Genomic DNA, 26253 nt, shown 5'->3' on the forward strand with positions numbered 1-26253 from the left:
AGATCATCAAGGAGAGTGACCATGTCGCAGCTTAAGCAACTCGGGGCCATGACCCGCCTCAACATTCGGCTTCAACTCACCGACCCGGCGCCCACGCTCATCCTGACGGTCATCCCCCTCGTCCTAATCCCCTTCATGATGCCGGCGTTCAAGTCAATGCTCCTGGCCGACGGCTACACGAGCGTCACGGGCGCCGAGCAGGCCGTTCCGTCGATCGCGATCCTCTTTTCATTCCTGGCCGTCCAGAACATCATCGGCTCGTTCTTCAACGAACGCTCGTGGGGCACGTGGGAGCGCCTCGAGGCCTCCCCCACCTCGCGTGCGACCATCCTGACGGGCAAGGCCCTGGTCGCGTTCCTCATGCAGACCGTCCAGATCGCGGTCGTCCTCGCGCTTGGAGCCCTCATTTTCAGGTATCGGCCGACCGGGTCTCTGGTTGCGCTCGCCGCGATTCTCCTCAGTTTTTCGGCGGTGCTGTCGGCGCTCGGCGTCGCGCTCGCGCTGTGGTCGCGCAGCCNCCGAGGCAGCCACGGCCTCGTCAATCGAGGGACGGAAGGGGAAGGGCGAGGATCCCGCCTCCATGCTCACGGGGATGGAGTGGGTGACGAAGACCAGACGGACCCCGGAGGGGTCGACGCCGCGCGCCGTCAGAGCCTCCCAGGAACGCCGGACGGACGCGATCTGCGCGCTCGCCATGCCGGGGGTCGAGTAGTAGGGGCGGACCTTGTCCACGATGATGTCGGCGTCGGGATTGTCGGTGCTGTCCTCGGCGCCCAGCGCGATAGTCCCCCACTTCTCGCGCAGGGCCGCCGCGGCCTCGGCGAGGTCTTCGCGGTACTGGCGACACCCCGAGTACGAGGCGTAGGCGGAGGTGGGCAGGACGAGGATGCGCCGGGCACCGGCCCCCGCGAGCTCGTCGAGGCCTTCGGCGACGAAGGGGTGCCAGTTGCGGTTTCCCCACCCGACGGGGATGTCGTGCCCGCGGCGGGCGAGCTCCGCGGACAAGTCGGCGATCAGGCGCTGGTTGCAGGCGTTGATGGGCGAGACTCCGCCGAATCGCTTGTAGTGCGCGGCGACCTGGAGCAGGCGCTCGTCGGGGATTCCACGACCACGCGTCGCGTTGCGCATGAACGGCAGGACGTCCTCCTGGCCGTTCGGGCCGCCGTAGGACACCAGCATGATCGCGTCGTAGGTTTCCATACTCGGCACTGTCGATCCTCCTTCGGGCCTCGCATGGACAGTGTAGGGCCGCTTCCCTCCCCCACGCAGCGACAGATTGTCAGGAAAACGCGGCAATTCGTGGGTTTCTCCCCTGCACGCAAGACCGCCTTGCATTCATAAGTTAACACTGTTAACCTTTCGTGCGACACAAAGTTAACAGCGTTAACAGATGGGAGAAAAACCGTGTCACATCCACACGCCCCAGCCCTGGAGGCTCGGGGGATCCGCAAGAGCTACGGAACTCACGAGGTCCTGCGAGGGGTCGACCTGCGCGTCGAACCCGGTCAGATCCTCGGGCTACTCGGACGAAACGGGGCCGGCAAGTCCACGCTCATCACGATCCTGTGCGGGCTGCGCCAAGCCGACTCCGGAACCGCCAGCATCTGCGGCCACCGCCCCTCCTCCGTCGAGGCCGCGCGCTTGATCGGCTACGCGCCCCAAGAGCTCGGCATCTACCCCGACCTGAGCGTCGCCCAGAACCTCGCGGCCTTCGGCGAACTGAACGGGCTCACTCGACGCGAGTCGGCCTCGCGCGCGAGCGAGGTGATGGACCTCCTCGGCCTCACAGAGAAACGCGGACAGCGTGCCTCGCACCTGTCGGGCGGGCAGCAGCGCAGGCTCCACGCGGGCATGGCGATCATGCACTGTCCGCGCCTGGTGTTCATGGACGAGCCGACCGTCGGCGCGGACGTGGAGGCGCGCAGCCAGATCCTGCGCGCGGTCCGCCAGCTCGCCNACTGGGCGATCACCGCGATTCACGAGGTGAGCCTGGACGGGGCGAGCCTTGCCGACGTCGGGGTGCGGATCGGCGTCCTGTGGGGTTTCTTCGCGGTGATCGCGGGGCTGGCACTGATACAGTTCCGGTATCACAGGGAGTAACGACCACCGAAGCGGAGAGTCCATGCCGTCGTCACGCCAGCGCGCGCTATCGCGAGACATCATCTTGTCGAGCGCGCTCGACCTGGTGGACGAGGAGGGGCTCTCCGCTTTGTCTCTGCGGTCCTTGGGTAAGCGCCTCGGCGTCTCCCAGGCCGCTTTTTATCGCCATTTCCCCGACAAGGCGGCACTCCTGGAGGGCATCGCCGAGCAGGTCTGGCGCCTCACGTTCGAGGCCTTCCTGGGCCGCGTCGACGACGGGGCGGTCGGCGGGGAAGCGAGGCCCGCGCACGAGGCATCGGAGCCGACCGAGGGCGCCCCGGCCTCGCCCCTGCTCGCCTACATGCGCGCCTACGCGCACTGCCTGGCCTCCACGCTGCGCTCCCACCCGGGCGCGGTCATGCTGCTGCTCACGCACCCGATGTCGACGCCCGAGCAGCTTTCGCTCCTGGCGCGCGTGTTCGTAACGCTCGCGCGGCGCGGTTTCACGCCGAACGCGGACATGCTGGGACTCGTGAATGCGGTGTCGATTTACACGACGGCGTTCGTCGCCGCCGAGGTCGTTCCCCCGGTGGGTGGCTCCCCCGAGCGCCCGGTCGATCTGTCGGCCGCGAGCGCCGCGCTCGATCCCGAGGACGCGCAGGCGCTGCGCCCACTCATCGAGGACCTCCTGGACGGCCGCTACGACTTCAACGCCCAGTTTGAGCGTGGCCTGGAGGCGATCCTGCGCGGCTGGGCCTAGCTGACCAGTGTTTCGACCTCGCGCACGATGCGCTTGGTGCCACCCAGAGAGGACAGTTCCTCGCGCAGTCCCCGGATCCCCGAGGCCAGGGCCGGTTCATCGACGAGGCGGCGGGCGGCGCGCGCGATGAGCGTCGGNATGAACACCGATAAGGTCGAGGACGCAGGCTGAGCGGCTACACCACTAGCGGCCCAGGCGCTTGACGAAGCGGAACATATAGTCGGCCTCGCCCATCGGCTCGCCCGCCCCGCAGGGATGCGAGGTGTCGGGGTGGTGTTCGTTGAAGAACTCGACGATGTGGAAGCCGCACTTGTTGACGTAGAAGTGGATGTTGCGCACCTCGAAATAGGGCGTCACCAGGGTCCATTCCCTCACCTGCGGGTGGGCGGCCTCGATGGCGAACCAGGCGCGCGTCCCCACTCCCCTGGAATGAACCGAGGCCTTCATTGCGAAAAGGAGAACCTCGCCTCGATGACCGGCAACGGTGAGGATGACGTTGCCCACGACTTCGCCGTCCTCAAGGATGCGATAGGCGAGCGCTCCCGGCGCATTCAGGGACTCCTCAATGTCGGACAGCGGGAGAATCGGCTGCGCCGTTGCACTGCCCTCGCTGGGACCAGACGGAGACTGCTCACGCGCGGCGAGACGCTCCCCCACGAAGGATCCCTGCGGGTTGCCCTGGAAGTGCTCGAAAGATTCCTGAAAGTCCGCGATCAGCGCAGGACGTTCGGTCTCAGTCAGGGGAACAAGCATGATCGTCATGGGCTCATCGTATCTGCAAACGGCTGCAAATCTGACAGCAGGGGTCTCTGGCCTCAGCATCCTGGAGATGGGGCCCAACGACGCGAGCCCCGAGCTCATCCGCGCGCGACGTCAGACAGTCGACGCCGGAACACGTGCAGCGCCGGTAAGCTGAGCGTGGTCACCGTCCGAACCCACGCGAGGAGGCATTCATGGACAAGCGAGATCGCATTCGAGGGGCAATGATCGGCTGCGCCGCAGGAGACGCACTGGGGTACCCGGTTGAAGCGCTGTCAGAGGCCGCGATCGTCGAACGCTATGGCCTGCGCGGGATCACCGACTACGACTTGGACGAGAACGGAACCGCGCGTATCACCGCGGACACGCAGCTCATGCTGCTGAGCGCAAATGGGATCCTCTTCGCTCACACGCGAGGGGCCCTGCGCGGGATCATGGCCCCTGTGTACCAGTATTTCGACGCTTTCTACATGGACTGGTATCGGCTCCAGACAGAGAAGCAGCCACGCCGAGCCCGGTGCGGATGGATTAACGCCTACCCTGCCCTGTCCGCGAAGCGCGCGCTGTCTCCCACCGTCGTGAAAGTTGCCGCATCCAAGAAGTTCGGATCGATGGACGAGCCCATCAACGACTCGAAAGGCTCCGCGTGTCTGCTGCGAGCAGTCCCCATCGGCCTGTCCTACTTCCGCGACCCTGCCTACATTCTCGATCTGGGGGCAAACACCGCGGCGCTCACGCACGGTCACGAGCTCGCATGGCTGTCGTCGGCGGCGCTTGCGCTGATCGTCTCGCACATCATCCACAAGGAGCTGCCCATCACCGAGGCCGTGAATGAGACCTTGTCGGCCCTGTATGAGACGTTCTCCGATTCCCGCAAGACCGTGAACGAACTGTCGCGCACTATCCGCTCCGCCATGTCGCTTGCCACCTCAGCCTCGAGCGACCTGGATGCCATCCACGCGCTCGGCAAGGGCTGGGTCGCTGACGAAGCCCTGGCGATTGGCATCCTCTGCGCGCTACGCCATGAGAACGACATCGCGGGAGCGATGACGTTCGCCGCCAACCACGGCGGAGACTCCAACACCACAGCGGCAATCGCGGGGACGCTCGTCGGAGCGCGAAGCGGTTTCAATGCGATCCCCGACCGGTTCGTTGACAGGCTCGAGCTCGTCGACGTCATCCTCGAGCTGGCAGACGACGTCACCACGGACTGCCCAATGTACGATTGGGGCCCGAGTAATCCCGTGTGGGAACACAAGTACATCCACAGCGACTACGCCTATTGGCGCAGACGCACTCCGGAGGCCAAGGAAGCCAAGGAATACAAGGAAGACGAGGCCAAGCAAAACGACTAGGCCAGCGACCCTGTGGAGCTACAGTTCGAGCCTCATGTGCACGAGCTCCTGGTAGCCCACAGTCGCGGACCGGTAGCCTCGTGGGTTGCGTCCATACTCCTCGAACCCCTCGCGCCGGTAGAGCGACAGCGCGCGTTGATTGTCAGCCACTACCTCGAGCTCGAGTTGGGTGTATCCCGCCCGGCGCGCACAGTCGATGCACGCCTCCATGAGCGCTCGGCCGATCCCCATCCCCCAATACTCCTGGAGCACGCTGATCCCGAAACACGCCCGGTGCACCACCTTGCGTCTGCTGCCCACCGCCGTGACTCCTGCGCTGCCCACGATCTTCCCATCGACGACGGCGACGAGCTCGACCTCATTGTCACTGCACTCCGTTTCCCCCAGCGAGCGAGCCTCTTGTTCATCGTCGACGCTTTGCTCATCCGGGGATGACAGCAGGTAGTCGGTCTCCGCATGCGTGCGCTGCATGATGTCACGCAGCGCGCAGGCATCCGACGCGACGGCGTTCCGCACGAGAAGCTCCGTCCCGCCCGTTAACAGCACCGTTTTGGCGTACCTCATCGTCGGCCTCCTCGTCTCCCTAGCCGCACGGTTCTTGACAACAGTGTGAACGCCCCACAGCATACTGTCAGCCTGAAATAGCTACACGCTCCAGACCTCAGCCCGTTCCAATGACCGGGCAGCGCTGACGGCAACCATCAGGCAGAGACAGGACCGTTCAAGCAGCTTGACCCGCTAGGGACAACACCATTGCACATTGACACCAGGGAGAACTAGAATACATTGTATTCAGCTTGAGGAGGTCACCATGCCCACCATGACCATGCGCCTCGACGAAACGGACGCCGAGGTCGTGCGCAAGTACGCCGAATTTGAAGGAAAAACGATCTCCGACTTCATTCGAGATGCCGTCTTCGAGAAGATCGAGGACCAGCAGGACCTCGCAACTCTGCGCGAGGCGATCGCTGCAGACAACGGCGTTCGCTACACCCACGAGCAGGTACTCGCGCAGCTGGGCCTGTAAATGTCCTACCACGTTGAGTACAGCGACACAGCCCTGAAACAACTGAAGAAAATGGACCGATTCGACGCGCGACTCATCACGTCATGGATCGGCAAAAACCTCGAGGGCTGCTCCGACCCCCGCATCCACGGCAAAGGCCTGACCGCCAACCGATCAGGCGAGTGGCGCTACCGCATCGGCAACTACCGCGCTCTGTGCATCATCGAAGATGACCGCCTCATTATCGAAGTCTTTTCCGTCGGACACCGCCGGCACATCTACCAGTGATATCACTAGCAAGGCCCTGGCACACGATCGACTCTGTGCGCTTCACGCGAGCTCGCCCCGGCCTCGTTCATAGTCCCAGGCACGAGAACGTCGACTAAATCGCGTCGCCGCCATATCCTGGGTGGAGGGCCTCAACGACGTGTGCCCTATCGACAAAGAGGGAGATTCGCAATGAGTGGCATCGACTGGGAGGCTGCGGCAAACCACTGGATCGCGCAGGAGAGCGCAGAGACGCGCATGCCCGCGGCTGACTTGGTCACGGAGATCGAGGCCTTCCTGGCCAGGCACAAGATCTGCACGCTGGCGACCGCCGGGAACGGTATCGTGCGCAACACGACGGTCGAATATCTCTACGCCGAAGGGGCGTTCTGGATCATCAGCGAGGGCGGCCAAAAGTTCCGCACCCTGCAGGCCAACAAAAACGTGTGCCTGGCGATCCATGACGACGACATTTCTTTCGCGACGCTGGCGGGCTTGCAGGTCACGGGCACCGCCGAGGTTGTGGAGCCTTTCGGTGCCCACTACGCCCACGCCTGCGAGCTGCGGGGTCTCCCCATGGAGCGCCTGCGCGCCATGCCCTTCGTCATGAACATCATCAAGGTGACCCCCACGCGCTTCGACTACGTCAACGGCACGCTGAAAGAGCGAGGCTTTTCCCCGCGCCAGCACATCGACTTCTGAGGAAGCGGCTAGAGTCCGGGGGCGCGGACAACCCACACGCCCGAACGGGGACTGCCCTGACGCTCAAGCGCGCCTTCTTCTTTGAGCTGAGCGACCGTGCGCTCGGCGCTCCGCTTCGAACACCCGAGATGTTGCGCGAGCTGAGTGACGGTAGCACGCGGGTTCTCACTGAGGAAAGCGAGCGCACGGGCTCGAGCCATATCCTGCGAGCTCGACGGCTTCGCATACGGAAGAATCGATTCCCGAATCGCCTCGAGCATGAACTCCACGAAACTCTCGCACGAACCGGTCGCACCCGAGCGGGCCAAGGCCTCGTAATACTCCGCCTGCCGCCTCCTGATAGCGGACTCAACGGGCAACCACGCTAACTCCGAACGCCACCTGGACAGAAGCAGCGTCTGCCAGAGACGTCCCGTCCGGCCGTTCCCGTCAGAAAAGGGATGACATAACTCGAACTCGACGTGGAAGACGCACGAGGCGAGCAGCGGGTGCATACGCGTCGCACGCAGCCAGTCGAAGAGGCCTCCCATGACCTCGGGGACGTAGGCTGCCGGAGTCCCCGCATGGATGAGAGCATCCCCGTTGAACACGCCGACATTGCCCGACCGAAAGCGCCCAGCATCGGGGACGAGGCCACCCATCATCACGCGGTGAACGCGCAGCAAATCCTCCAACGAATGAGGATCGAGCTCAGGAATAAGGTCGTAGGCGGCGCGCGCGTTTTCGACTTCGAGGATGTCGCGCCGGTCTCCGAGAACCCGCTTGCCGTCGATAATCGCGCTCACCGCGCGCTCATCGAGTTTGTTACCTTCGATGACGAGCGAGGAGTAGATCGTCTGGATCCGCAGCTCCCGACGCAGCGTCGGGCTGGTCGACAGTGGCGCTTGAGGCGACAGCATGCCGACGAACTCAGCGATCTCCATGCACAGTGCATCGATCGCGTCGGTGCGTTCAAACGACGATTCGTAGGCCATGACCACCCCCCCCATTACCGCCACAATTATACCGCCACTGGCGGTGATCGCGTGGCACTCAAGGACAGATGGTCCACGAAACGGCAGGGGGCCCCGTCGATTGACGAGGCCATGGCCGGGAGAGCGTGAAACGCTCAGTCGGTCCCGTGAAACGCTCAGGCGCGGCCGCGCACGCCGCGCGCGATGCAGCTGGCGNTGATGCGGAATCGACTCATTTCTTACTGTCCTTTTCTTCTGCGGGTTCGTCGTACAGGGAAGCGTCGAGGAGGGCGAGGAGCGTCTCACTCTCGCCGCCCTCCATGAGCGAAGCGAAAATACTGCGCAGCACGTAGCGACACAGGGCCTCGGCGCTCATGGGGCAGACGAGCCGGGAACGAACCACGGCCTCGTCCGCATCGAGGACGCGCGCGAGCCCGCGCTCAATGTGGGCGAGCATGGGGGCGCGCACGGCTTCGAGAGCTTCCTGTTCTGCGCTGGGGAGGCGGCGCATCTCGGCGAACCAGTCGACGCTCATGTCGGTGCGCGCGGCGCGCAGGGCCTCGCGGAATCGCCGCACGTAGGAGGTGAAGCGTTCGCCGGGGCGCACGGCGCACAGCTCGTCGGAGAGGTTTTCGTCGAAGAAGCGGGTGAGCACTGCGGCCGTCAGGTCGGCCTTGGTCGGGAAGTAGACGTAGACGGAGCCGACAGCGATGCCGCAGGCGCTGGCGACCTTGCGCACGGAGAGCGCGGAGATGCCGTCGCTCGAGGCGATGGCATAGGCCTGGCTGACCAGTTTCTCCGGGTCGATCACTTGTTTGGGCACGATGTCCTACTGTCCTGCTACCTACAACAATCTATAATGAACAGTGTTCAGTATAGGCCTGAGCGCGGATGCGTCAACAGCAGGCACCAGGGATCACACCACTACCACCAGCAACTCACCACACACTGACGAGGCCTCCCCAGCTTGACCGGGCAAGCCTCGCTGCCAGACTCTCTCCTGGCGCTTGTGCGCGCTGCGCCCACTGCAGCCTGCGTCATATTGTTTTGCGAGCGCATGTATTCGAGCAGATCCACGTGTCATCCTCCTTGATTCGGGGTTGCCGCTTCGTTACGACGCACCCTACTCCACCACAAGCATCGCGACGGCCGGATCGACAAGACACCCCGGCCTCGTCCCACGAATCAGGGACGAGGCCGGAGCTTTGAGTCCATGCCGTCCAGTATCGGTGCCATTAGGTGCTCGATCTCGACAATTGCTTTGGTCATTTCATATCTCCCTTCGTTGTTGCCAACCAGGGAGTTATGAAACGCAATCATTAGGCCGCCGACTTCTCCGCGTTCCCCTTTATGCGCTTGATGATTTCGACGAGCATCAGCTGGTGCTCGGTGTCGAACAACCGCACGAATGACTGGGGCCTGTCGAAAGGTGCCTGGGCGAGCGCTGCGGGCTCCATGTAGCCATTGGCCTCGATGTAGTCGATCACGCGGTGGACGAAGGCGATTTGCTGCTCGGTGAGGCTCTCGTCGTTGATGAAGTCTGCGAACGCTTCCATGGCGGCTGAATGATCGAGCTTCACCACCTTGCGCACCAGCAGGCCGAACGGCGTGTCCCCGTACGCCCTGTTGTAATCGTCCGCGGTCCCTAGCTTTTTTGTGAATATCTTCTCGAGCTCGCCGTACTCCATGTCCGTCATCGGCTTGTTCATCCGCAGCTTGTTGATGACAAGGTTGTCGCCGTAGTCCACGAGAAACCGGTTCACCTTCAGCTTGTAGTCCGCGAAGTCCTCGTCGGGGTTCAAGGTTACGCCATAGACCGTGTCCCCGATGGGGTCTGCAAGCGCTGTGTAGATGATCTTACGATTTGCCCCCTGGTTCACCAGGAATTTCACGATGCCGCGGAGCTCCTTTCGGATGCGCTCAAGGTCCAGGGCGCTGATATCGTCGAAGAAGTGCTCGTCGGTAACCTCCTGCAACACGGGCAGCTTCTCCTTGACCTGCGGGATGGTGATCATCTTCTGCAGCCCGAGCGAGATGGTCACGAGCTTCTTGCGGTAGGTTTCGCCCCCCAGCCCGTCGCAGAGCGAGCACATGAAGCCGTACATGAGTGCGTCGAAGCGCAGCGCGTCCACGTCTTCCTCGTCGTTGTGGACGAGCGGCGCGATTTCCACCTGAAGCTCGCTCAGGTCCATGTCCTTGATGAACGTGTAGGAGGCCTCTTGCTTGTACTTCTGCACGCATGCGCGGTGCAGACGAACGCTCACGAGCTCCTCGTCAAGCTGGACAACCTGGTAGTGGATGCCGTCGACGATCTCCGAGCGCCACGACTGCCAGTCGTCCCCGGCGAATTCTGCGGTTTGCAGGGTCTTCGCCAACTGTGCTTGCCGCGAGAAGATCGTCTCGGAAAGCGATGCGCCCGTCTTGCCCTCCACGGCGTCGCCGCCTTCGCCGAAGTAAGCAAAGTTGCGGCACCAGTCGAAGATGAAGAACCGCTCCTTGTCGGAATAGGCGCCGCCCGGATGATCCGTATCAAGTGGATCGACCACGTCCAGACCGGGTCTCAGCCTGGTCCCACGCCCGACCATCTGCCAGAACTTAATCTTCGAGCGCACCTTCTTGAAGAATACGAGGTTCACGATCTCGGGCACGTCGATGCCGGTGTCCATCATGTCCACCGATACGGTGATGACGGGCAGGGGCTTCAACTTGAACTCGTCGATAATGGTGTGCGAGTAGTCATCGCTGTGCACGACGACCTTGATGTAGCCACCCTTGGCGAGCTTTGGGTAGAGCTTGCCGAAGCGTTCCTCGATGTATTGCGCGTGGTGCTGGTTGGCGGCGAAGATGATGGTCTTGCCCAGGGACTCCCCGCTGTTCACGTGGATGCCCTGCTCCATGAGCACCTGCAGCACGTTGTCCACGGTCTGCTCGTTGAAGAGCCAACGGACGATGTCTGTCTCGGAAATGAAGTCGGGCGTCTCGTAGCCCTCGGCTTCGAAGTCCTCGTCTATGCGCTCCTTGTCCTCGTCGGAAAGGTCGTCGTAGGTGATTCCCTCATCCAGAAAGTCCGTATGCGTCTCGATGCCGAGGTAGGGCACCAGGTAGTGGTCCTGGTACACGGCGGTCTCGTAGTCGTACACGTAGGTGGGTACCCCGCGCTCGACTTCGAAGAAGTCGTAGGTGTTGCGGTCGACCTCGTTCGCAGGCGTTGCGGTGAGCCCCACCACGAGCGCGTCGAAGTACTCGAAGATGGCCTTGTACTTCTTGAAGATGGAGCGGTGCGCCTCGTCAACGATGATGAGGTCGAAGTGTGCGGGCGTGAACATACGGTTGCCGTCGTCGTTGCGCACGGAGTCGATGGCGTTCAGCATCGTGGGGTAGGTGGAGAAAACGATGCGCGCATCGCGCTCGTCCTTATTTTTGCACAGGTTACACAGGCTCACGTTGGGCAGGTACTCCTGGAATGCGTGCTTCGCCTGGCTCACCAGCGCGATGCGGTCCGCCAGGAACAGCACATTCTTCGCCCGGCTGCTGCGCATCAGCACGTCCGTGAGACCGGCGGACACACGCGTCTTGCCGGTTCCGGTGGCCATGACGAGCAAACTTCTGCGATGCCCCTCTTCGATGTTTGCGCACACGCGGCGGATTGCCTCGACCTGGTAGTAGCGGCCGGAGATGTTCATGTCCACCTTCACCGTGGAGAGCGGCTGCACCGTCCCGCGACGGTTAAGAATCGTGGCGAGCTCTCCCTGGCTAAACACGCCGCTCACCTTGCGCATGGGCGCGGACTCGTCGTCCACGAAGAACGTCTCGAAGCCGTTCGACAGGAAGATGAGCGGTCGGTACCCGTACTTCGCATTCAGGCAGTCAGCGTAGAGACGCGCCTGCTGAAGGCCCTTCTGAGGGGAGTACATAGTTCGCTTCGCCTCGAGGATGGCGAGCGGCTTGGCGTCCTTCCCGATCAGGAGATAGTCGATGTAGCCCGTGCCTGTGCTGTCGCCTACCTCAACCGGCATGCCGTGGACCTCGAACTCCTCTATCGCATCGTCGCCCAAGGACCAGCCGACGATAGCCAAGTCTGTGTCAATGTAGAGCTTGCGGGTCTTATACTCGCTGATCTCTTCGGGGTTGAATGTGCGCTCGGAGGTGTTCTTCTCCTTCGCCTTCGCGAGCTGGTCGCTCATCGCGGCGACCTTGGCCTCGAGCTCCTTAATCGTCGCTCCTTGGCTTGCGAGTAACGTCTCGCGCTGTTTGATCGTCCGGATGGTTTCCTTCGTCAGGGGAACGCCTGCCGGCGGGATCTTCTTCTCGTCGAACGTCCGTTGCTCGTAGTCGGGGCCGTAGCAGTAGTCGATCCAGTCCACAAAGTCGAACAGCGCCCGTAGCGAGAGGATAGCTTCCTGCGGACGGACGTTGCGCTCCGTGTGCACGGAAAGGTTGCCGAGTTTGTTCACGGCGACGAGCTTGCGCCAGACTCGCTCATCTACGCAATGCTTGAACGAATACTCGTGGATGAGTGACGAGAGGTTGTCCTTGTAGGGCACCTGCATGGTACTGTCCGCTGCGTAGACCCACTTGACCGCGAGCTCGAGGGCCTTCCTGCAACCGACCGCACACATCGCTGGCGAGGTCGCGAACACCTTCTCCGCCTCAATGCACGCATCGGCGAAGAGGTCGTACCTGCCGTCGTCTCTCTTCAGAAAATCGAAGTTCATGGCCTCTTCCTACTCCCCGAAATATTCCTGTGCCAGGCTGTCGTAGAGCGTCTGTAGCTTGTCGATGGCCTGCTGGGTTTCAAATTCCAATTTGTCGACCTGTTGGACGAAGGCTGCGAATTCGTTCTGAGCGTTGATCGAGGGCAGTGCCACAACAGCCTGACCGACAATCTTGGCGTTAAGATTCTTCATCGTTTGACCGACCGCATTGCGCTCTAAGGCATCTTTAAACGATGGGAAAGAGAGAACCCTCTGCAGGTAGTCCGGTCGGCACTTATCAGAGGGCCTCACTATCATGCTACCTGTTCCGCATAGATAACCTGAGCTGTAAACGACCGCGCATCGGCCTATTTCACCTCGGCGACCAAGAACAACGTCTCCAGGTTCAAGGTGGTAGGCTTCCATCTCCTGATACTTCTCTTCGCTGATGGTGAGATCGTTGGCCGGAACGATTTTGCCATCAGCGGCGGTGTCAATGGGTGGTAGCAATGAGTTCGTTGAATGCTTCTGTTGGGGTGCGGTAGCCGAGGGTGGCTCTGGGGCAGTTGTTCAGTTCGTAGGCGATGGCGTCGAGGTAGGGTTGGTGGCTGGTGATGGGGGTTCCTTTGGGCAGGTAGCGGCGGATGAGTCGGTTGGTGTTTTCGTTGGTTCCTCTCTCCCAGGGGCTGTGGGGGTGAGCGAAGAACACGTCCACGCCGGTGTCGTGGGTGAGGCGCTGGTGGCGGGCCATTTCCCGGCCTTGGTCCCAGGTCAGTGTGCGCATCGCCCCTTCGGGCAGGCCCTGGATGCGGCGGGTGAGCGCGTCACAGACCTGGTCGGCTTTCCGACCCAGGGGCAGGGCGACGATGATCAGGTAGCGGGTCGTGCGCTCAACCAGGGTCGCGCACGCGCTGGCCCCGTCTTGGCCGATAATCAGGTCACCTTCCCAGTTACCCGGGATTTTCCGATCAGAAATGTCAGGGCGCTCGTCAATCAGCCGCATCCCAACGATGGGGGGTTTGCGCCCGCTTGCTGGGGGTTTCTTGCGCATCCACCGGCGCGAGGGCAAGCAAATGCCGTGCTCGATGAGCGTCTTCTTGGGGTGGGCGTAGATCCACGTGTAGATCGCCTCGTGGCTGATCGTGTGACCCTGGGCGTCGGGAGAAGTATCCATGGAGGGCAGTGTGCCACACGCCTCCTCACGCAAGCGCCCGCTGATCTGGCGGGGAGTGTGCCCCTGGGACAAATCAGCAATCACACGGCGGCGAAGGACCTCGTCACAATCCAACAGGCGCTTCTTCGGGCGACGCCTGGCCGCGCGGGCCGCCTTGTCGGCCTCCTCGGCCCGATACTGCCCGTCAGGGCCCGTATGGCGGGCGATCTCACGGCACACCACCGAGGGGCTACGCCCAATCAAGTGAGCGATACGCGTCTGGGACAAGCCCACATTCACCCCCGCCATGATCGCCGCGCGATCCCAGGCACCAAGCATCCGACGACACCCCATGATCAGCCTCCAAACAGCATCACCACTACAGGAAATTGCTTACACCCTATGACACCGCCCCCCTTCAAAAACACTCCAACGTGTACGATGACCAACCCACTCCAGTTGCCTCGGAGTATAGCTCTTATCCCCCAAAACCTGTTTCTCAATCAATAAATCTGAGGAAAATTGAAGAATCGGATTCTTCATTGTCGGACACATAGATGGAGCGTCGATATACCCGATACGTGCAATTTGCTTCCCAGTATCCGGCCCAAACTCTTTCACCATAATAGTAGGCAAATCACAGAGCGCTTCCAGATCCGGTTCGTCATCGCACGTAAATCGCTGCCTGATAGCACGGTTCGTATTCTCGAACATCCTGTCGGATTCAATCTCTCGAGATTCATCATACCTAATGATGAGATTAAAATACATGACTACTCCCACTCAATAGTTAAAAAGTTTCGTATTTTCTTCAGTTTCAATTCCAGTTCGCCATTTTTCGGAATTTTGCGCTGCATGAAACTAAATTCTCGAAAATCCATGTTGTCATATTTCTGTCACGAGGCATTTTGATATGACAGACGGTGGCAAAGGTAGCGGGTGGCTTGCAGGCCCGCAGGTGTGAGACCTCCAAACCGCCTGAAGATTTGTCGGGGCAGGGCGGGGTAGAGCGGTCATTGCAAACCCTCCCCTAACCTCTATAGCGTGAACAGTTGGATTACATCTTTAACGAGTTTCTCTGTTCTCGCTGTGATTGCTGCTTCGTCCCAATCGTTTCTTGAAGCAATATCTTCGTTGATCTTCAAGCCGTTGAGGTAGCCAACAGGGTTGCCATCTTTATCCTTCCTGAACTTCTTTTCCTGGAAGGAAAGATTGCTCAAGGTTGAGTTGTAACCAGTCAAAGTTAGGTTGCCGAGCTCATGGACATGATCGTTCTGAATCTGGGCGGCGAGCGCCTTGTCTCCACCGGCAATCATGGTGACCCAAGCGTCAGGTAGGTTCTTCCCCTGGGGAAGAACGTGTTCGATGGTCCAAACGTATGTACCAGAAGGAACGCGCTCCCAAAGGCCCTTCATCTCCTTGGTAACCGACGGCGTAGCCAAGCTCGTCAAAATGAACCTAGCCGTGTCAGGATTGGATTCATAAAGCGGGCCTGCAAGCATCTCGGCAAATCGATTATCGTCTGCCGAGACCGCCAGAAGCTTGGCGCGCACGAACTGCACGAGATCGTCACCAGTTTTCTTTTCATCTTCGATGCCCTCAACGATGTTGATGAAGATCCTGGTAAGGTCGCGCGTTGGAGGAGCGTCGGTAAGGTTACGCCTTACGAAGAACTTGACCAAAAGATCATTTACCTGGACCAGATGCTGATCCGTGAGCGAAAGGCTGTCCGCTCTCCGCATCAAGTGGAGCAGGAGCACATACGAGGGAACGCCCTGAATCCTTGAAAGGTTCATAAGCGACTCTTCCAAGTCGCCAGAGATGCCATCCGTGTCCACAAGCGCGATCTTCGTGTACTCCTCCGCGTTCTTGAGCAACCAATCGAGCATGCCGGCTGCATCGTTCTTAATCTGCTTCTCGTAGATGTGGAGGAGGTTTGACCTGGTTGCTACGGCTCCGAGAGGGTACTGAGCGGTTCCGGTGATGAACGGCTTGTTCACCTCTCGCCTGAACGCAGCGTATGTCTGTCTGAAGAAGCGCTCCTGAGTCTTGTAGTCCTCTCCAAGCAGGGAGAGCATGCGCTGCCACTGGTTGAAGTGGTCGTTCAGGTCCTCCTCGGTTGCGTCCTTAAAGCTGGAGAGCAGGGTGTTCTTGATGAGGTCAACCGCGCTCAAGGCCTGGCCCCTATTGTTAAGGGACTCGAACAGGGTATAGGCCTCGGATGCGTTGGAAACGCTGATCTGGACTATCACTGCGGAAAGCACTTTGTCGAGGAAGTTGCTGAAGGCCTCGTAGGCGTTGTTCGGGTGGGTTCTCTCAGGCGCTTCGACCATGGCCTCTAGTCGGGACTCGAAGTATGCGTATGCCTTATAGATCTTCCTGTTGCCTGCGTACTTGGGCCTCGTGTCCTTAATTTGATTGGAGACCCGCTCTCCCATGAGAGCCCTGTAGTCTTGGAGGTTCTTGCCTTGGACCTGGGGAACCACGCGCGTCTGCCCCTTGGACTTCTTCATGATGAGGCGGTTCCTGAGGTTGATGAGTTCGACGTTGACCTCATCTTCGTCCTCCTCGGCATCATCTTTGTGCTTGCTGAGCTGGTCGTACAGTGCAGCAAGCAGCAAACTGACGGTGGTGAGCCTCTGCTGGCCGTCGATAAGCTCGCATTGGGTCACGCCCTTTTCTGCGTTGTAGCCATGGTCGATGACGATGATAGAGCCGAGGAAATAACCCTTGTCATTGTCGGAAATGTCGTCGAAGAGGTTCTCCCAGTCGCGCTTGGCCCAGGTGTACTCGCGCTGGTAGCGAGGCACATTAAACATGAGGGGTGAGTCCGTAGAGAATAGCTCGCCGATAGTCGGTTTGATTACGTCGTTGATCAACGAGATCACTCCTATTGGCCTGGTCTGGTTTTGTGGACCGGGTGTTGTGAGGGTTGTTTGTTGTTATTGGTGGTGTTGTGCCCATTGGCGTGCGTACTGGTTGGGTGAGAACCAGCCTAGCGCGCTGTGGGGGTGCTCTTCATTGTAGCGCTGGGACCAGGCGCCGATCAGGGCGCGCGCATGATCGGGCCCATTGAACATGTTGTCCTCGAGGAGTTCGTCGCGCATGCGGTTGTGCAAGGACTCCACGAATCCGCCCAGCCACGGCTGGCCCGGGGGTATGAATGCTTGGAACGTGTCGTGCTCGCTGGCCCAGCGTCCCACGGCTGCGGCGATGAATTCAGGCCCGTTATCGGCACGCAGCACCTGGGGCGCACCATGTGCCAAGGCAGCCAGGTCAAGCATTTCGATCACGTCGACGGCTCCCATGCGCCGCTCAACGTGCAAAGCCAGGTGCTGGCGCGTGAACTCATCAATGACGTGACAGACCTTCAAGACACGCCCCTTCCAGTCCGAGTCGAACTGGAAATCAATGGCCCACACCTGCCCAGGAGCGCTAGCCCGCACCAGGTGCTGTAGGTGCGGCGCGGTGCGGGGCTTGTGGGCTTTGCGCGGGCACCCGCGCAAGACGCTGAGAAAACCCCTCCCTGGCCGATCAGGTGGCTTTGCCGTGAGTCGCATACGAAACGAAACTCAGCGGCACGTTGCAGCACTTAAAAGCGCAGGTCAAAGCCCTATCTTCCTACTCCCACTCGATGGTTGCCGGGGGCTTGGAGGTCACGTCGAGGACGACGCGGTTGACCTCGGGCACCGAGTTCGTGATGCGCGTGGAGATACGGGCCAGGACGTCGTAGGGCAGGCGCGTCCAGTCGGCCGTCATCGCGTCCTCAGAGGACACGGGGCGCAGCACGATCGGGTGACCGTAGGTGCGGCCGTCACCCTGAACACCCACGGAACGCACGTCGGCAAGCAGGACAACCGGGCACTGCCAGATCTCCTGATCCAGTCCGGCGGCGGTGAGCTCCTCGCGGGCAATCAGGTCAGCGGCGCGCAGAATGTCGAGACGCTCGCGCGTCACCTCGCCGATGATGCGGATGCCCAGGCCGGGGCCCGGGAAGGGCTGACGGTTCACCAGGTAGTCGGGCAGACCCAGCTCGCGGCCGACCGCGCGCACCTCATCCTTGAAGAGAGTGCGCAGGGGCTCGACCAGCTCGAAGGTCATATCCTCAGGCAGGCCACCCACATTGTGGTGGCTCTTAATGTTGGCCGCGCCCTCGCCGCCGCCGGACTCGACGACGTCGGGGTACAGGGTGCCCTGGACGAGGAACTTCACCTCACCGCCGGCAGCGCCAACCTCTTCAATGACCTGCTTCTGGGCAGCCTCGAAGGAGCGGATGAACTCGCGGCCGATGATCTTACGCTTCGCCTCGGGCTCAGTGACGCCGGCCAGGGCGGACAGGAAGCGCTCGGACTCGTCGCACGTAATGACGCGAATGCCCATGCCGCGCGCGTAGTCGTTCTCGACCTGCTCACGCTCGCCCGCGCGCAGCAGGCCGTGGTCGATGAAGAAGCAGGTCAGCTGGTCGCCGACAGCCTTGTGCACGAGCGCCGCGGCCACGGAGGAATCCACGCCGCCAGACAGTGCGCAGATGACCTGCGCGTCGCCGACCTGCTCGCGGATCTTCTCGACCTGCTCATCCACGATCGAACCAGCGGTCCACGTGGGCTTGATACCCGCACCCTCGTACAGGAAGTTCTTCAGGGCGTCCTGGCCGAACTGGGAGTGACCCACCTCGGGGTGCCACTGCAGGCCGTACAGGCGACGCTCGCTACATTCGAAAGCAGCGACCGGAGTCTCAGCGGTGGAGGCCGTGACGACGAAACCCTCGGGCGCGCCCTGGACGGCGTCACCGTGGCTCATCCACACGACCTGATCGTCGGGCGTTCCAGCAAACAGACAGGAATCACCGGACACAGTGGCGTCAGTGTGCCCGTACTCGCGGGTGCCCGTGCGCCCCACGGCGCCACCCAGGGCGTGCGCCATCGTCTGGAAGCCGTAGCAGATACCCAGGACGGGCACGCCGGCCTCGAAAATCGCGGGATCGACGGACGGCGCACCCTCCTCGTACACTGAGGACGGGCCGCCGGACAGGATGATGGCTGCCGGCTCCTTAGCGAGCATGTCCGCCACGCTCATCGTGTGAGGGACAATCTCAGAGTAGACGTTGGCCTCGCGCACGCGGCGCGCAATCAACTGGGCATACTGTGCGCCGAAGTCGACGACGAGGACGGGATGCATGTCAGTAGCGTTCACCCTCCCATGCTACCCGCGCTCACCCCGCGCCGTCGCGCACCATCGCGCATGTCACCGCGCATTTGTCCGCGGATACGGGGCCGGCCCCGCCCCTCATGGGAACGAGGCCGACTCACCTCACGCTGGAGCGCGCGGTTCAGCGGAAGATCGAACGCAGCACCGGGAAGAGCCCGGCGGCGACGGCGGCCTTGATCAGGTCGCCGACAATGAAGGGCACGAAGCCCTTGGCCAGCCCCTGCGCAACCGTCATGTGCGCGAAAGGAATCATCCAGGCCAGACCCGCGATGTACACGGAGAAGAGGGAGACGAGGGCGGTCGGCGCCATGGTGAGCACGCGACGGTCGGCGCCGCGCTGGGCGGCCAAGCCTGCGATCGCGGCGACCAAGAAGTAGCCGAGGATGTAGCCGAAAGACGCAAAGGCCCAACCGACGTTCGTGCCCGTGAAGACCGGAGCGCCCGCAATGCCGAGCAAGGCGTAGGCGGCGACGGAGACGAGGCCCCGGCGGGCGCCCAGGGTCGCGCCCACGGACAGGGCGCCGAGGGTACCCAGCGAGACGGGCACCGGTGTGAAAGGCAGCGGAACCGAGATACGGGCCAAGACGATCATAGCGATCGTGCCAACGGCGACGAGCGCGATCTCGCGGACGATCGTGCCGCCGAACCGGTCGGCGAGGACGCGGTTCTGACGAGTGGAGATGGCAGGTGCGGCGGTCAGCGTGGACATACGAAACCTTTCGACGGGACCAACGGCCTTTAATTCAATAATTGAACGATATGTTGTTGCTGCTGCCCTGTCAAGCACACCCAAGCACATCACAGGGGGCGAGCACCACACCGGCGCCCGCCCCCCCGGAACCCACGAACAGGAATGATCAGTGCGCGAAGTGACGCGTACCCGTCAGGTACATCGTGATACCCGCGGCGTTCGCCGCGTCAATCGACTCCTGGTCACGCACCGAGCCACCGGGCTGGACAACGGCCTTCACGCCCGCGTCGATGAGCACCTGCAGGCCATCGGCGAAGGGGAAGAACGCATCGGAGGCGGCGACCGCACCAATGGAACGCTGTTCAGGAGCCTCGACCACAACCTCGGACGCGCGAGCACCACCCGCACTGTCCACGTTGGAGGCCGCCGCATCACCCGTCGAGCGCGAACCCAACGTGTTCGCACGCTCAACCGCCAGCTTGCACGAATCCACGCGGTTCACCTGACCCATGCCCACGCCCACCGAGGCGCCATCCTTGACCAGCAGAATCGCGTTCGAACGCACCGCACGCACCGTGCGCCACGCGAACTCCAGGTCCGCCAGCGTCGCCTCGTCGGCGGGAGCACCAGCCGCGAGCGTCCAGTTCTCCGGAGAATCGCCGGGAGCATCAATATCGTCGCGCTCCTGGACCAGCAGGCCACCACTGATCTGCTTGAACTCGTACGAGCCGCGAGCCGGGGGCTCAACCTGCAGGACACGCAGGTTCTTCTTCGCGGAGAGCACCTCGAGCGCGCCCTCCTCGTAATCGGGAGCCAGCACGACCTCGGTGAAGATCGGGACGATCTGGCGGGCCAGCTCCACGCTCACCGGGCGATTCACGGCGATCACGCCGCCGAACGCCGACACCGGGTCGCAAGCGTGCGCCAGGCGGTGCGCCTCAGCCACGTCGTCAGCCACCGCAATGCCGCAGGGGTTCGCGTGCTTGATGATCGCCACGCACGGACGCTCGTGATCGTAGGCGGCGCGCAGGGCCGCATCGCCGTCCGTGTAGTTGTTGTAGCTCATAGCCTTGCCATGCAGCTGGCGCGCGTTCGCGATACCCGGCGCCAAGGCCTCGCCGTCGGCCCCCTCATCCTCGAAAGACTCGTCGATCTCGCGGTACACGGCGGCGCCCTGATGCGGGTTCTCGCCGTAGCGCAGCGACTCCACGCGCTCGAACGCGTCAGCGACGAACACGGGCATGCCCGAGGCCTGCCCGTCCTCCTCGGGGGCCTCCACCACGTAGTCCTCCTCGGCCCGGTAGCCCAGAGACTCCAAAAACGCGGCATCGGAAGCATCCAAATGAGACTCGGCGGCCTCGTCAAGGGCCTCGCGCACGTCCTCACAATCCAGCTCGTCGGCAAACCAACCGGCGATCGCCAGATCGTAAGTCGCCGTATGCGCGAAAGCCTCGGCGGCCAGCACGCGGCGCTGCTCGAGGGTGAACCCCTCCCCCGCCACAGCCCCCGCCACATCCGCGTAACGCTCCGGGGAGGTCACGACCGCGACCGACGGGTGATTCTTCGCGGCCGCGCGCACCATGGACGGGCCACCGATGTCAATCTGCTCGACGCACTCATCGAAAGAAGCACCCGACGCAACCGTGTCCTGGAACGGGTACAGGTTGCACACGACCAGGTCGAACGCCTTGATACCCAGCTGCGCGATCTGCTCGCGATGCGCAGCCTTACGCTGATCGGCCAGAATACCGGAATGAATGAAAGGATGCAGAGTCTTCACACGCCCCTCCAACACCTCCGGGAAACCAGTCACGTCCTCAACCGGGGTCACAGCCACGCCAGCAGCCGCAATACGCGCGGCCGTCGAACCCGTGGAGACAATCTCCACGCCGGCCTCGCCCAGCGCACGCGCCAGCTCCTCCAGCCCCGTCTTGTCATACACAGAAATCAGGGCCCGCTTAATCGGGCGCACGTCAATGGGTTCCAGATTGTCCAAGGAGACGGACATAGTTCCTCCAGGTCGAGAGCCAAACCCCGGCGCCCAGGCGGGCGACGCCACGCGGGACATGCAGCCGCTCCCCGGTGGTAATCCACCCTCGCCAGTCACGGCACCTTCAGTCTAGTTCAGGCCACAGCCCACGTCAGCCGCCCGCAGGGGTCGACCGCGTCACGATCACCCCCCAACGCGGCACGCCTCACGCACCACCCTGGTCCCGATCGCCCGCCAGTGCCTCGCCTGACTCCTTCACGCCCTCGCCCACGCCCCCCTGCGCGGATTCGGCGCCCAACCCCACCGGCTCCGCCCCAGCCTCGGCGCCCGCGGTTGTGTCCCCCATCGCCGCGGGCGCGGAAGCCTCAGCCCAGGCCTCGTCCGCGCCAGACGCGGAGTCACCCTCCTCCCGATCAATCAACGAGGCCGTGGCAGCCTCACGAGACAAACGCTCCGCGCGACGCCGCCGCAAAGCCTCCCCCTCACTGCGCACACGGCCAGCACCCTGCCCCACAAGCGCACGCGTCGTCGGATGCGTCGCCAACGCCACCAACGTCGCCGGCAACGCAACCTCCAAGCACAACGCCAACGTCACCCACCCGACACGTGGACCCATCGACGCCAGACGCACCGAACCCAGACTCATCGTCGCACTCCACATCCACAGCGCAACCACCAAAGCGAACACACACGAAGCCAACACCCCCTGCGCGCACTGATGCAGCACATGCGAACGCCGGAAAACACGCGACGACACCACACCAAGCACCACGCCAAGCGCAACCAGAACCAACAGCACCCAGTTACCAGGCGCCGTCTGCGCAACCGCACCCAACAGCGGAATCGGCGGAATCGGGCCAGGACCAACCACCGTCGGCGAATGCAACGAATCCGTCGCCGTCATAAAGCCCGCGCCCGACCACCAAGCCGCAGCCCACGCCACCACAGTGGGCGCAAAACACACCTGCACGCCAACAATAAACGCAGTGTCCACGCCCGACGACGCCCCCAACAGCTCCTGAATGCCACCCATCCGATCCCAACCGGCCACGAGCGCGACCACAGCCGCCACCGACGACGCCACGACCGTCGCCGCCGCAAGCAGGCCACCCATTTTAAAACCGCCGGAAATCCAATGCTGCATCGCGGGCGCATCACTGTCACGCGAAAAACTGGAAGCGATAAACCAAAGAGAACCGACCAAAGGGATAAGAACCGCGCCAACCGTACCCGTCCACCACTGAGAATGCGAGCCAGAAGCACCCGAGAGAAACCACGACGTGAACAGGAAACCCGGAACCGCAAAAAGCGCGGACGAGCGAGGAAAACCCGCCGTCGTTCGCAACAGTAAACGCAGGAGAACAACGAGGAGAACACCAACCAGGGTGGGAATTGCCCGATAGTGCACTCCCTGGACCACCGAAGTACCACCCACAACAGCGACCCACAGGTCACCGCCCAAACCAAGCGCGTCGCGCGGAGTCGTGTCATTCATCCACGTGTTCGAACGCAGCGACAGGTAGGCAAGCATCGTCAGAACCGTGGTCAACGCCCAGCCCGCAAAAGCCGCCTCCAGACCGGCCAAGACACCACGCGCCCATCCCTTGGGGACAGCAACGCGAATAGTCGCACGGTCCGCCACGTACGTGGTCGTTGTCCGCCGAGGACTCGGTACTTCTCTGATGCGCTCGCTCACAAGCCCATAGTGACAGAATCAGCCCGGGGCCGCGACACTGCGCGCCGACCCCGAGCCGATTAGAGCTGTGACGTTATCGAGAGAGAATCTCGCGCGCAATCTGCGCCGTCTGCGAGGGAGTGCGACCCACGCGCACGCCCACGGCCTCGAGCGCCTCCGCCTTCGCCGCCGCCGTACCCGACGAACCCGACACAATCGCGCCCGCATGCCCCATCGTCTTACCCTCCGGAGCCGTGAATCCCGCAATGTAAGCGACGACAGGCTTCGTCATATTCTCCTGAATCCACGCGGCCGCGCGCTCCTCAGCATCACCGCCAATCTCACCAATCATGACGACAAGATCAGTGTCCGGATCAGCCTCAAAAGCAGCAAGCGCATCAATGTGGGTCGTGCCCACAACCGGGTCACCACCAATACCCAAGCACGTCGTGAAACCAAAGTCGCGCAGCTCGTACATGAGCTGGTACGTCAACGTGCCCGACTTCGAGACCAGACCCAAGCGCCCCGGCCCCGTAATATCCGCCGGGGTGATACCCAGGTTCGCCTGCCCGGGCGAGATGATGCCAGGGCAGTTCGGGCCGATCAGGCGCACTCCCGCCGCGAGCGCACGCTCGACGACGATCGTGGAATCCTGCACGGGGATACCCTCGGTGATAAGGACAATCGTCTCGATGCCCGCCTCGATGGCTTCCAGGGCGGCGCCCTTCGCAAAGGCCGGGGGCACAAAGATGACAGACGCGTTCGCGCCGGTGGCCTCACGAGCCTCGGCGACCGAACCGAAGACAGGGATCTCGACCTGGCCGTCCGTGACCCGACCGGCGCCGGGGCCGTAGCCCCGCACGTCGAAAGTCACGGTCGTGCCCGCCTTACGGGGATTCGTGCCGCCCACGATGGTCGTGCCGACGCTAAGCATACGCTGGGTATGCTTGCGCCCCTCGGCACCGGTCATACCCTGAACGATGACCCGGGTGTCAGCGTTGACGAAAATAGTCATGAGTGTTCTCCTGCGATTCTCGGGTCGTTACTTCGACGGCGCCTGGGCTGCGAGCTTAGCCGCGAGTCTGGCCGCCCCATCCATCGTTTCTTCCAAGTGGACGAGGGGGTGGGCAGCCTGCTCAAGAATCGCGCGCCCCTCCTCAACCTTATTTCCGTCGAGACGCACGACCAGCGGCTTGGAGGCAGTCTCCCCCAACGACTCGAGCGCACCAACGATGCCACGAGCAACCTGGTCGCAAGCGGTGATGCCTCCAAAAACGTTGACAAACACGGAACGCACCTGCTCGTCTCCGAGGATAATACCCAGTCCCTTCGCCATGACCTCAGCCGAGGCACCCCCGCCAATGTCGAGGAAGTTAGCGGGCTTCATGCCACCAAACTCCTCGCCAGCCATCGCGACCACGTCGAGCGTCGACATGACCAGGCCCGCCCCGTTACCGATGATGCCGACCTGGCCCTCCAGGCGCACATAGTTGAGTCCCGCTGCCTTCGCAGCAGCCTCACGCGGATCCTGCGCCGCCCGATCCACGAGCTCAACGTGGTCAGGGTGACGGAAACGCGCGTTGTCATCGAGAGTCACCTTGCCATCCACCGCCCACACGGAACCATCCGGGCTGGAGACCAACGGGTTGACCTCAACCAAGGTCGCATCCTCGTCGCGGTAGACACCCCACAACGTTTCGAAGACAGGGGCAATCGCCTGCGCCGTTGCCTCGTCAAAACCCGCCTCCTTCGCGATGCGGCGCGCGACCGCAGCATCGATGCCGACGACCGGGTCCAGGGGCACGCGGGCGAGGGCCTCGGGGCGTTCCTTCGCGAGGGTCTCGATGTCCATGCCGCCCTCGCGCGAGCACATCGCCAGGTGGCGGCGGTTCGAGCGGTCCAGGAGGATCGAGAAGTAGTATTCAGCGGCGATGTCCGCGCCGGACGCGATCATGACCTTCTTAACGATGTGACCCTTAATGTCGAGGCCAAGGATCGCCTGAGCCTTCTCGTAGGCCTCGTCGGCGGTGTGGGCGAGCTTGACGCCGCCAGCCTTTCCGCGACCGCCCGTCTTCACCTGAGCCTTGACAACCAGCAGTGACGCACCCTGCTCCAGGAGTTCGCGCGCACCCTCGCGCGCCTCTTCGGGGGTTGACGCCAGGCGGTAGTCCAGCACGGGCACGCCATGCTCCCTGAACATCTGCCGGGCCTGGTACTCGTAAAGATCCACCTTATTCCCTCCGTTGAACGTGGTGTGGTCAGCGCAATAATTCTAACGTGCGACCGGCGCGAACGCGCCATTTCCTCCCATTATCAAGGCTTGTCACGACCTTGACCGGAACGCGATTTCCCTTTGTCAATACTTTGCTTTGCGGTGTGTGTTGCGGCGTGTGTTGCGGCGTGTGTTGCGGGGTGCGTTCCGGGCGTCGTTGATGCGGATTGTTGGCGTCGTCGGTGCGAGCAGCATGTTGCGACCCCGGGCGCCGAGTACTTCTCGACGAAACATGACTGCACGCGCTACAGGTCCTTCAGTGCCGATCGAATACTGATGTCACTCCCGCATACGCACAACCCAATGCGAGGGAGTCGCTGCCCGCGTTGCGCACAACCCGATAGGTGGCGGCCTAGGCGGGCTGCCCACCACGCCACCAATAGGGTTTAGCTGCGTATTGAAGGGTTAACACTGCCAAGTCCTGATCCAGACAAATTTCGCACGTAATTTCCCTCGGTCATTTTTCGAGACCATCCGAAAACGTTGCAATTCCAACGATGCGGATTCAAGAATTGAACTACTCACAGGGGAATTACGTGCGAAATTGCTGTGCGACGGGCGGGCCGGGTCGACCGCAGCGACGAGGAGTAGTGGGACGCCCATAAGCACAAGCCGCACTGGTGCGGAGTGCGCCGGAGGGCCCGGAGGACCTGGCCGCGGTACCGGTGGGCGATAGAGGTCCCGGCCCA

Annotated in this window: 20 protein-coding genes, 4 pseudogenes and 1 riboswitch; of the genes and pseudogenes, 7 read left to right on the plus strand and 17 right to left on the minus strand. The window is 62.3% G+C overall.

The window, feature by feature from the left end; genetic code table 11:
- Positions 1 to 21: 21 nt before the first annotated feature.
- A pseudogene (locus BQ7477_RS03465) lies at positions 22 to 543 on the plus strand (ABC transporter permease); the annotation flags it as partial.
- Here BQ7477_RS03465 and BQ7477_RS03470 read toward each other — a convergent pair.
- Positions 520 to 1209: pseudogene (locus BQ7477_RS03470) on the minus strand (ferrochelatase); the annotation flags it as partial. The pseudogenes BQ7477_RS03465 and BQ7477_RS03470 overlap by 24 nt on opposite strands.
- 195 nt (positions 1210 to 1404) lie before the next feature.
- Between BQ7477_RS03470 and BQ7477_RS03475 the strand changes: the two are divergent.
- Together BQ7477_RS03475 and BQ7477_RS03480 are read left to right on the plus strand one after the other, a co-directional pair.
- Positions 1405 to 1956: pseudogene (locus BQ7477_RS03475) on the plus strand (ABC transporter ATP-binding protein); the annotation flags it as partial.
- 166 nt (positions 1957 to 2122) lie between these two features.
- Positions 2123 to 2839 carry a TetR/AcrR family transcriptional regulator gene (locus tag BQ7477_RS03480; protein WP_073982823.1) on the plus strand — a complete coding sequence of 239 codons (717 nt, stop codon included), beginning with the start codon at positions 2123 to 2125 and terminating at the stop codon, positions 2837 to 2839.
- On the opposite strand, the pseudogene BQ7477_RS11355 reads toward BQ7477_RS03480, so the two are convergent.
- Both BQ7477_RS11355 and BQ7477_RS03485 read right to left on the minus strand, forming a co-directional pair.
- Positions 2836 to 2976, minus strand: a pseudogene (locus tag BQ7477_RS11355) (glycosyl transferase family 1); the annotation flags it as partial. The gene BQ7477_RS03480 and the pseudogene BQ7477_RS11355 overlap by 4 nt on opposite strands.
- Positions 2977 to 3022: 46 nt before the next feature.
- Entirely contained in the window at positions 3023 to 3601 is a 579-nt protein-coding gene (locus tag BQ7477_RS03485; protein ID WP_073982824.1) for a GNAT family N-acetyltransferase, read from the minus strand.
- 191 nt (positions 3602 to 3792) lie between these two features.
- Here BQ7477_RS03485 and BQ7477_RS03490 point away from each other — a divergent pair, with 191 nt between their 5' ends.
- A complete protein-coding gene (locus BQ7477_RS03490; protein ID WP_073982825.1) occupies positions 3793 to 4953 on the plus strand; it encodes an ADP-ribosylglycohydrolase family protein in 1161 nt (386 codons plus the stop codon).
- A gap of 18 nt (positions 4954 to 4971) precedes the next feature.
- Here BQ7477_RS03490 and BQ7477_RS03495 read toward each other — a convergent pair whose 3' ends face one another.
- Positions 4972 to 5517 (minus strand): GNAT family N-acetyltransferase, encoded by a 546-nt coding sequence (locus BQ7477_RS03495; RefSeq protein ID WP_073982826.1) that lies wholly within the window; start codon positions 5515 to 5517, stop codon positions 4972 to 4974.
- A gap of 247 nt (positions 5518 to 5764) precedes the next feature.
- Between BQ7477_RS03495 and relB the strand changes: the two genes are divergently transcribed.
- The 3 genes from relB (at position 5765) to BQ7477_RS03510 (ending at position 6928) form a co-directional block, all read left to right on the plus strand.
- Complete coding sequence (gene relB / locus BQ7477_RS03500; RefSeq protein WP_073982827.1) at positions 5765 to 5980, plus strand: type II toxin-antitoxin system RelB family antitoxin; 216 nt, start codon at positions 5765 to 5767, stop codon at positions 5978 to 5980.
- Positions 5981 to 6247, plus strand: a complete 267-nt coding sequence (locus tag BQ7477_RS03505) for a type II toxin-antitoxin system RelE family toxin (protein WP_009055383.1) — start codon at positions 5981 to 5983, stop codon at positions 6245 to 6247. It abuts the gene before it with no gap.
- A 171-nt stretch (positions 6248 to 6418) separates the two neighbouring features.
- The gene (locus BQ7477_RS03510; RefSeq protein ID WP_073982828.1) at positions 6419 to 6928 is read left to right on the plus strand and encodes a pyridoxamine 5'-phosphate oxidase family protein; all 510 of its coding nucleotides are present in this window, start codon (positions 6419 to 6421) and stop codon (positions 6926 to 6928) included.
- A gap of 8 nt (positions 6929 to 6936) precedes the next feature.
- Here BQ7477_RS03510 and BQ7477_RS03515 read toward each other — a convergent pair whose 3' ends face one another.
- From BQ7477_RS03515 to sucC, 13 genes are all read right to left on the minus strand, one after another.
- Positions 6937 to 7902 carry a Fic family protein gene (locus tag BQ7477_RS03515; RefSeq protein ID WP_073982999.1) on the minus strand — a complete coding sequence of 322 codons (966 nt, stop codon included), beginning with the start codon at positions 7900 to 7902 and terminating at the stop codon, positions 6937 to 6939.
- A 211-nt stretch (positions 7903 to 8113) separates the two neighbouring features.
- Positions 8114 to 8704, minus strand: coding sequence for a TetR/AcrR family transcriptional regulator (locus tag BQ7477_RS03520; RefSeq protein ID WP_073982829.1), 591 nt, complete (start codon positions 8702 to 8704; stop codon positions 8114 to 8116).
- Between the two features lie 496 nt (positions 8705 to 9200).
- Complete coding sequence (locus tag BQ7477_RS03525) at positions 9201 to 12596, minus strand: DEAD/DEAH box helicase family protein (protein WP_073982830.1); 3396 nt, start codon at positions 12594 to 12596, stop codon at positions 9201 to 9203.
- Positions 12597 to 12605: 9 nt separating this feature from the next.
- Positions 12606 to 13085, minus strand: a complete 480-nt coding sequence (locus BQ7477_RS03530) for a restriction endonuclease subunit S (RefSeq protein WP_073982831.1) — start codon at positions 13083 to 13085, stop codon at positions 12606 to 12608.
- On the minus strand, positions 13069 to 14082 hold the full coding sequence (locus tag BQ7477_RS03535; protein WP_073982462.1) for an IS30 family transposase: 1014 nt from the start codon (positions 14080 to 14082) through the stop codon (positions 13069 to 13071). Before BQ7477_RS03535 ends, BQ7477_RS03530 begins: the two co-directional genes overlap by 17 nt.
- A gap of 683 nt (positions 14083 to 14765) precedes the next feature.
- A complete protein-coding gene (locus BQ7477_RS03545; protein WP_073982833.1) occupies positions 14766 to 16607 on the minus strand; it encodes a DUF262 domain-containing protein in 1842 nt (613 codons plus the stop codon).
- A gap of 63 nt (positions 16608 to 16670) precedes the next feature.
- On the minus strand, positions 16671 to 17288 hold the full coding sequence (locus tag BQ7477_RS03550) for an integrase core domain-containing protein (RefSeq protein ID WP_129582490.1): 618 nt from the start codon (positions 17286 to 17288) through the stop codon (positions 16671 to 16673).
- A 61-nt stretch (positions 17289 to 17349) separates the two neighbouring features.
- The gene (gene guaA / locus BQ7477_RS03555) at positions 17350 to 18906 is read right to left on the minus strand and encodes a glutamine-hydrolyzing GMP synthase (protein WP_073983000.1); all 1557 of its coding nucleotides are present in this window, start codon (positions 18904 to 18906) and stop codon (positions 17350 to 17352) included.
- Between the two features lie 151 nt (positions 18907 to 19057).
- Positions 19058 to 19645, minus strand: a complete 588-nt coding sequence (locus BQ7477_RS03560) for a biotin transporter BioY (RefSeq protein ID WP_073982835.1) — start codon at positions 19643 to 19645, stop codon at positions 19058 to 19060.
- Positions 19646 to 19793: 148 nt separating this feature from the next.
- Positions 19794 to 21635 carry a bifunctional phosphoribosylaminoimidazolecarboxamide formyltransferase/IMP cyclohydrolase gene (gene purH / locus BQ7477_RS03565; protein WP_073982836.1) on the minus strand — a complete coding sequence of 614 codons (1842 nt, stop codon included), beginning with the start codon at positions 21633 to 21635 and terminating at the stop codon, positions 19794 to 19796.
- A gap of 24 nt (positions 21636 to 21659) precedes the next feature.
- A riboswitch (ZMP/ZTP riboswitch) is annotated at positions 21660 to 21744 on the minus strand.
- A 78-nt stretch (positions 21745 to 21822) separates the two neighbouring features.
- Positions 21823 to 23313: a cell division protein PerM gene (locus tag BQ7477_RS03570; protein WP_478209446.1), complete on the minus strand. Its 1491-nt coding sequence runs from the start codon at positions 23311 to 23313 to the stop codon at positions 21823 to 21825.
- Positions 23314 to 23386: 73 nt separating this feature from the next.
- Complete coding sequence (sucD, locus tag BQ7477_RS03575; RefSeq protein ID WP_073982837.1) at positions 23387 to 24307, minus strand: succinate--CoA ligase subunit alpha; 921 nt, start codon at positions 24305 to 24307, stop codon at positions 23387 to 23389.
- A 27-nt stretch (positions 24308 to 24334) separates the two neighbouring features.
- Positions 24335 to 25522: an ADP-forming succinate--CoA ligase subunit beta gene (gene sucC, locus BQ7477_RS03580; RefSeq protein ID WP_073982838.1), complete on the minus strand. Its 1188-nt coding sequence runs from the start codon at positions 25520 to 25522 to the stop codon at positions 24335 to 24337.
- Positions 25523 to 26253 lie beyond the last annotated feature (731 nt).

The organism is Actinomyces bouchesdurhonensis, from assembly GCF_900128465.1.
Classification (GTDB): Bacteria; Actinomycetota; Actinomycetes; order Actinomycetales; family Actinomycetaceae; genus Pauljensenia; species Pauljensenia bouchesdurhonensis.

Excerpts from the sequence above, each read along its gene's own strand:
- BQ7477_RS03480 (WP_073982823.1), top strand. The coding sequence starts at position 2,123 with ATGCCGTCGTCACGCCAGCGCGCGCTATCGCGAGACATCATCTTGTCG.
- BQ7477_RS03485 (WP_073982824.1), bottom strand. The coding sequence starts at position 3,601 with ATGACGATCATGCTTGTTCCCCTGACTGAGACCGAACGTCCTGCGCTG.
- BQ7477_RS03490 (WP_073982825.1), top strand. The coding sequence starts at position 3,793 with ATGGACAAGCGAGATCGCATTCGAGGGGCAATGATCGGCTGCGCCGCA.
- BQ7477_RS03495 (WP_073982826.1), bottom strand. The coding sequence starts at position 5,517 with ATGAGGTACGCCAAAACGGTGCTGTTAACGGGCGGGACGGAGCTTCTC.
- relB (WP_073982827.1), top strand. The coding sequence starts at position 5,765 with ATGCCCACCATGACCATGCGCCTCGACGAAACGGACGCCGAGGTCGTG.
- BQ7477_RS03505 (WP_009055383.1), top strand. The coding sequence starts at position 5,981 with ATGTCCTACCACGTTGAGTACAGCGACACAGCCCTGAAACAACTGAAG.
- BQ7477_RS03510 (WP_073982828.1), top strand. The coding sequence starts at position 6,419 with ATGAGTGGCATCGACTGGGAGGCTGCGGCAAACCACTGGATCGCGCAG.
- BQ7477_RS03515 (WP_073982999.1), bottom strand. The coding sequence starts at position 7,902 with ATGGCCTACGAATCGTCGTTTGAACGCACCGACGCGATCGATGCACTG.
- BQ7477_RS03525 (WP_073982830.1), bottom strand. The coding sequence starts at position 12,596 with ATGAACTTCGATTTTCTGAAGAGAGACGACGGCAGGTACGACCTCTTC.
- BQ7477_RS03535 (WP_073982462.1), bottom strand. The coding sequence starts at position 14,082 with ATGGGGTGTCGTCGGATGCTTGGTGCCTGGGATCGCGCGGCGATCATG.
- BQ7477_RS03550 (WP_129582490.1), bottom strand. The coding sequence starts at position 17,288 with ATGCGACTCACGGCAAAGCCACCTGATCGGCCAGGGAGGGGTTTTCTC.
- guaA (WP_073983000.1), bottom strand. The coding sequence starts at position 18,906 with ATGCATCCCGTCCTCGTCGTCGACTTCGGCGCACAGTATGCCCAGTTG.
- BQ7477_RS03560 (WP_073982835.1), bottom strand. The coding sequence starts at position 19,645 with ATGTCCACGCTGACCGCCGCACCTGCCATCTCCACTCGTCAGAACCGC.
- purH (WP_073982836.1), bottom strand. The coding sequence starts at position 21,635 with ATGTCCGTCTCCTTGGACAATCTGGAACCCATTGACGTGCGCCCGATT.
- sucD (WP_073982837.1), bottom strand. The coding sequence starts at position 24,307 with ATGACTATTTTCGTCAACGCTGACACCCGGGTCATCGTTCAGGGTATG.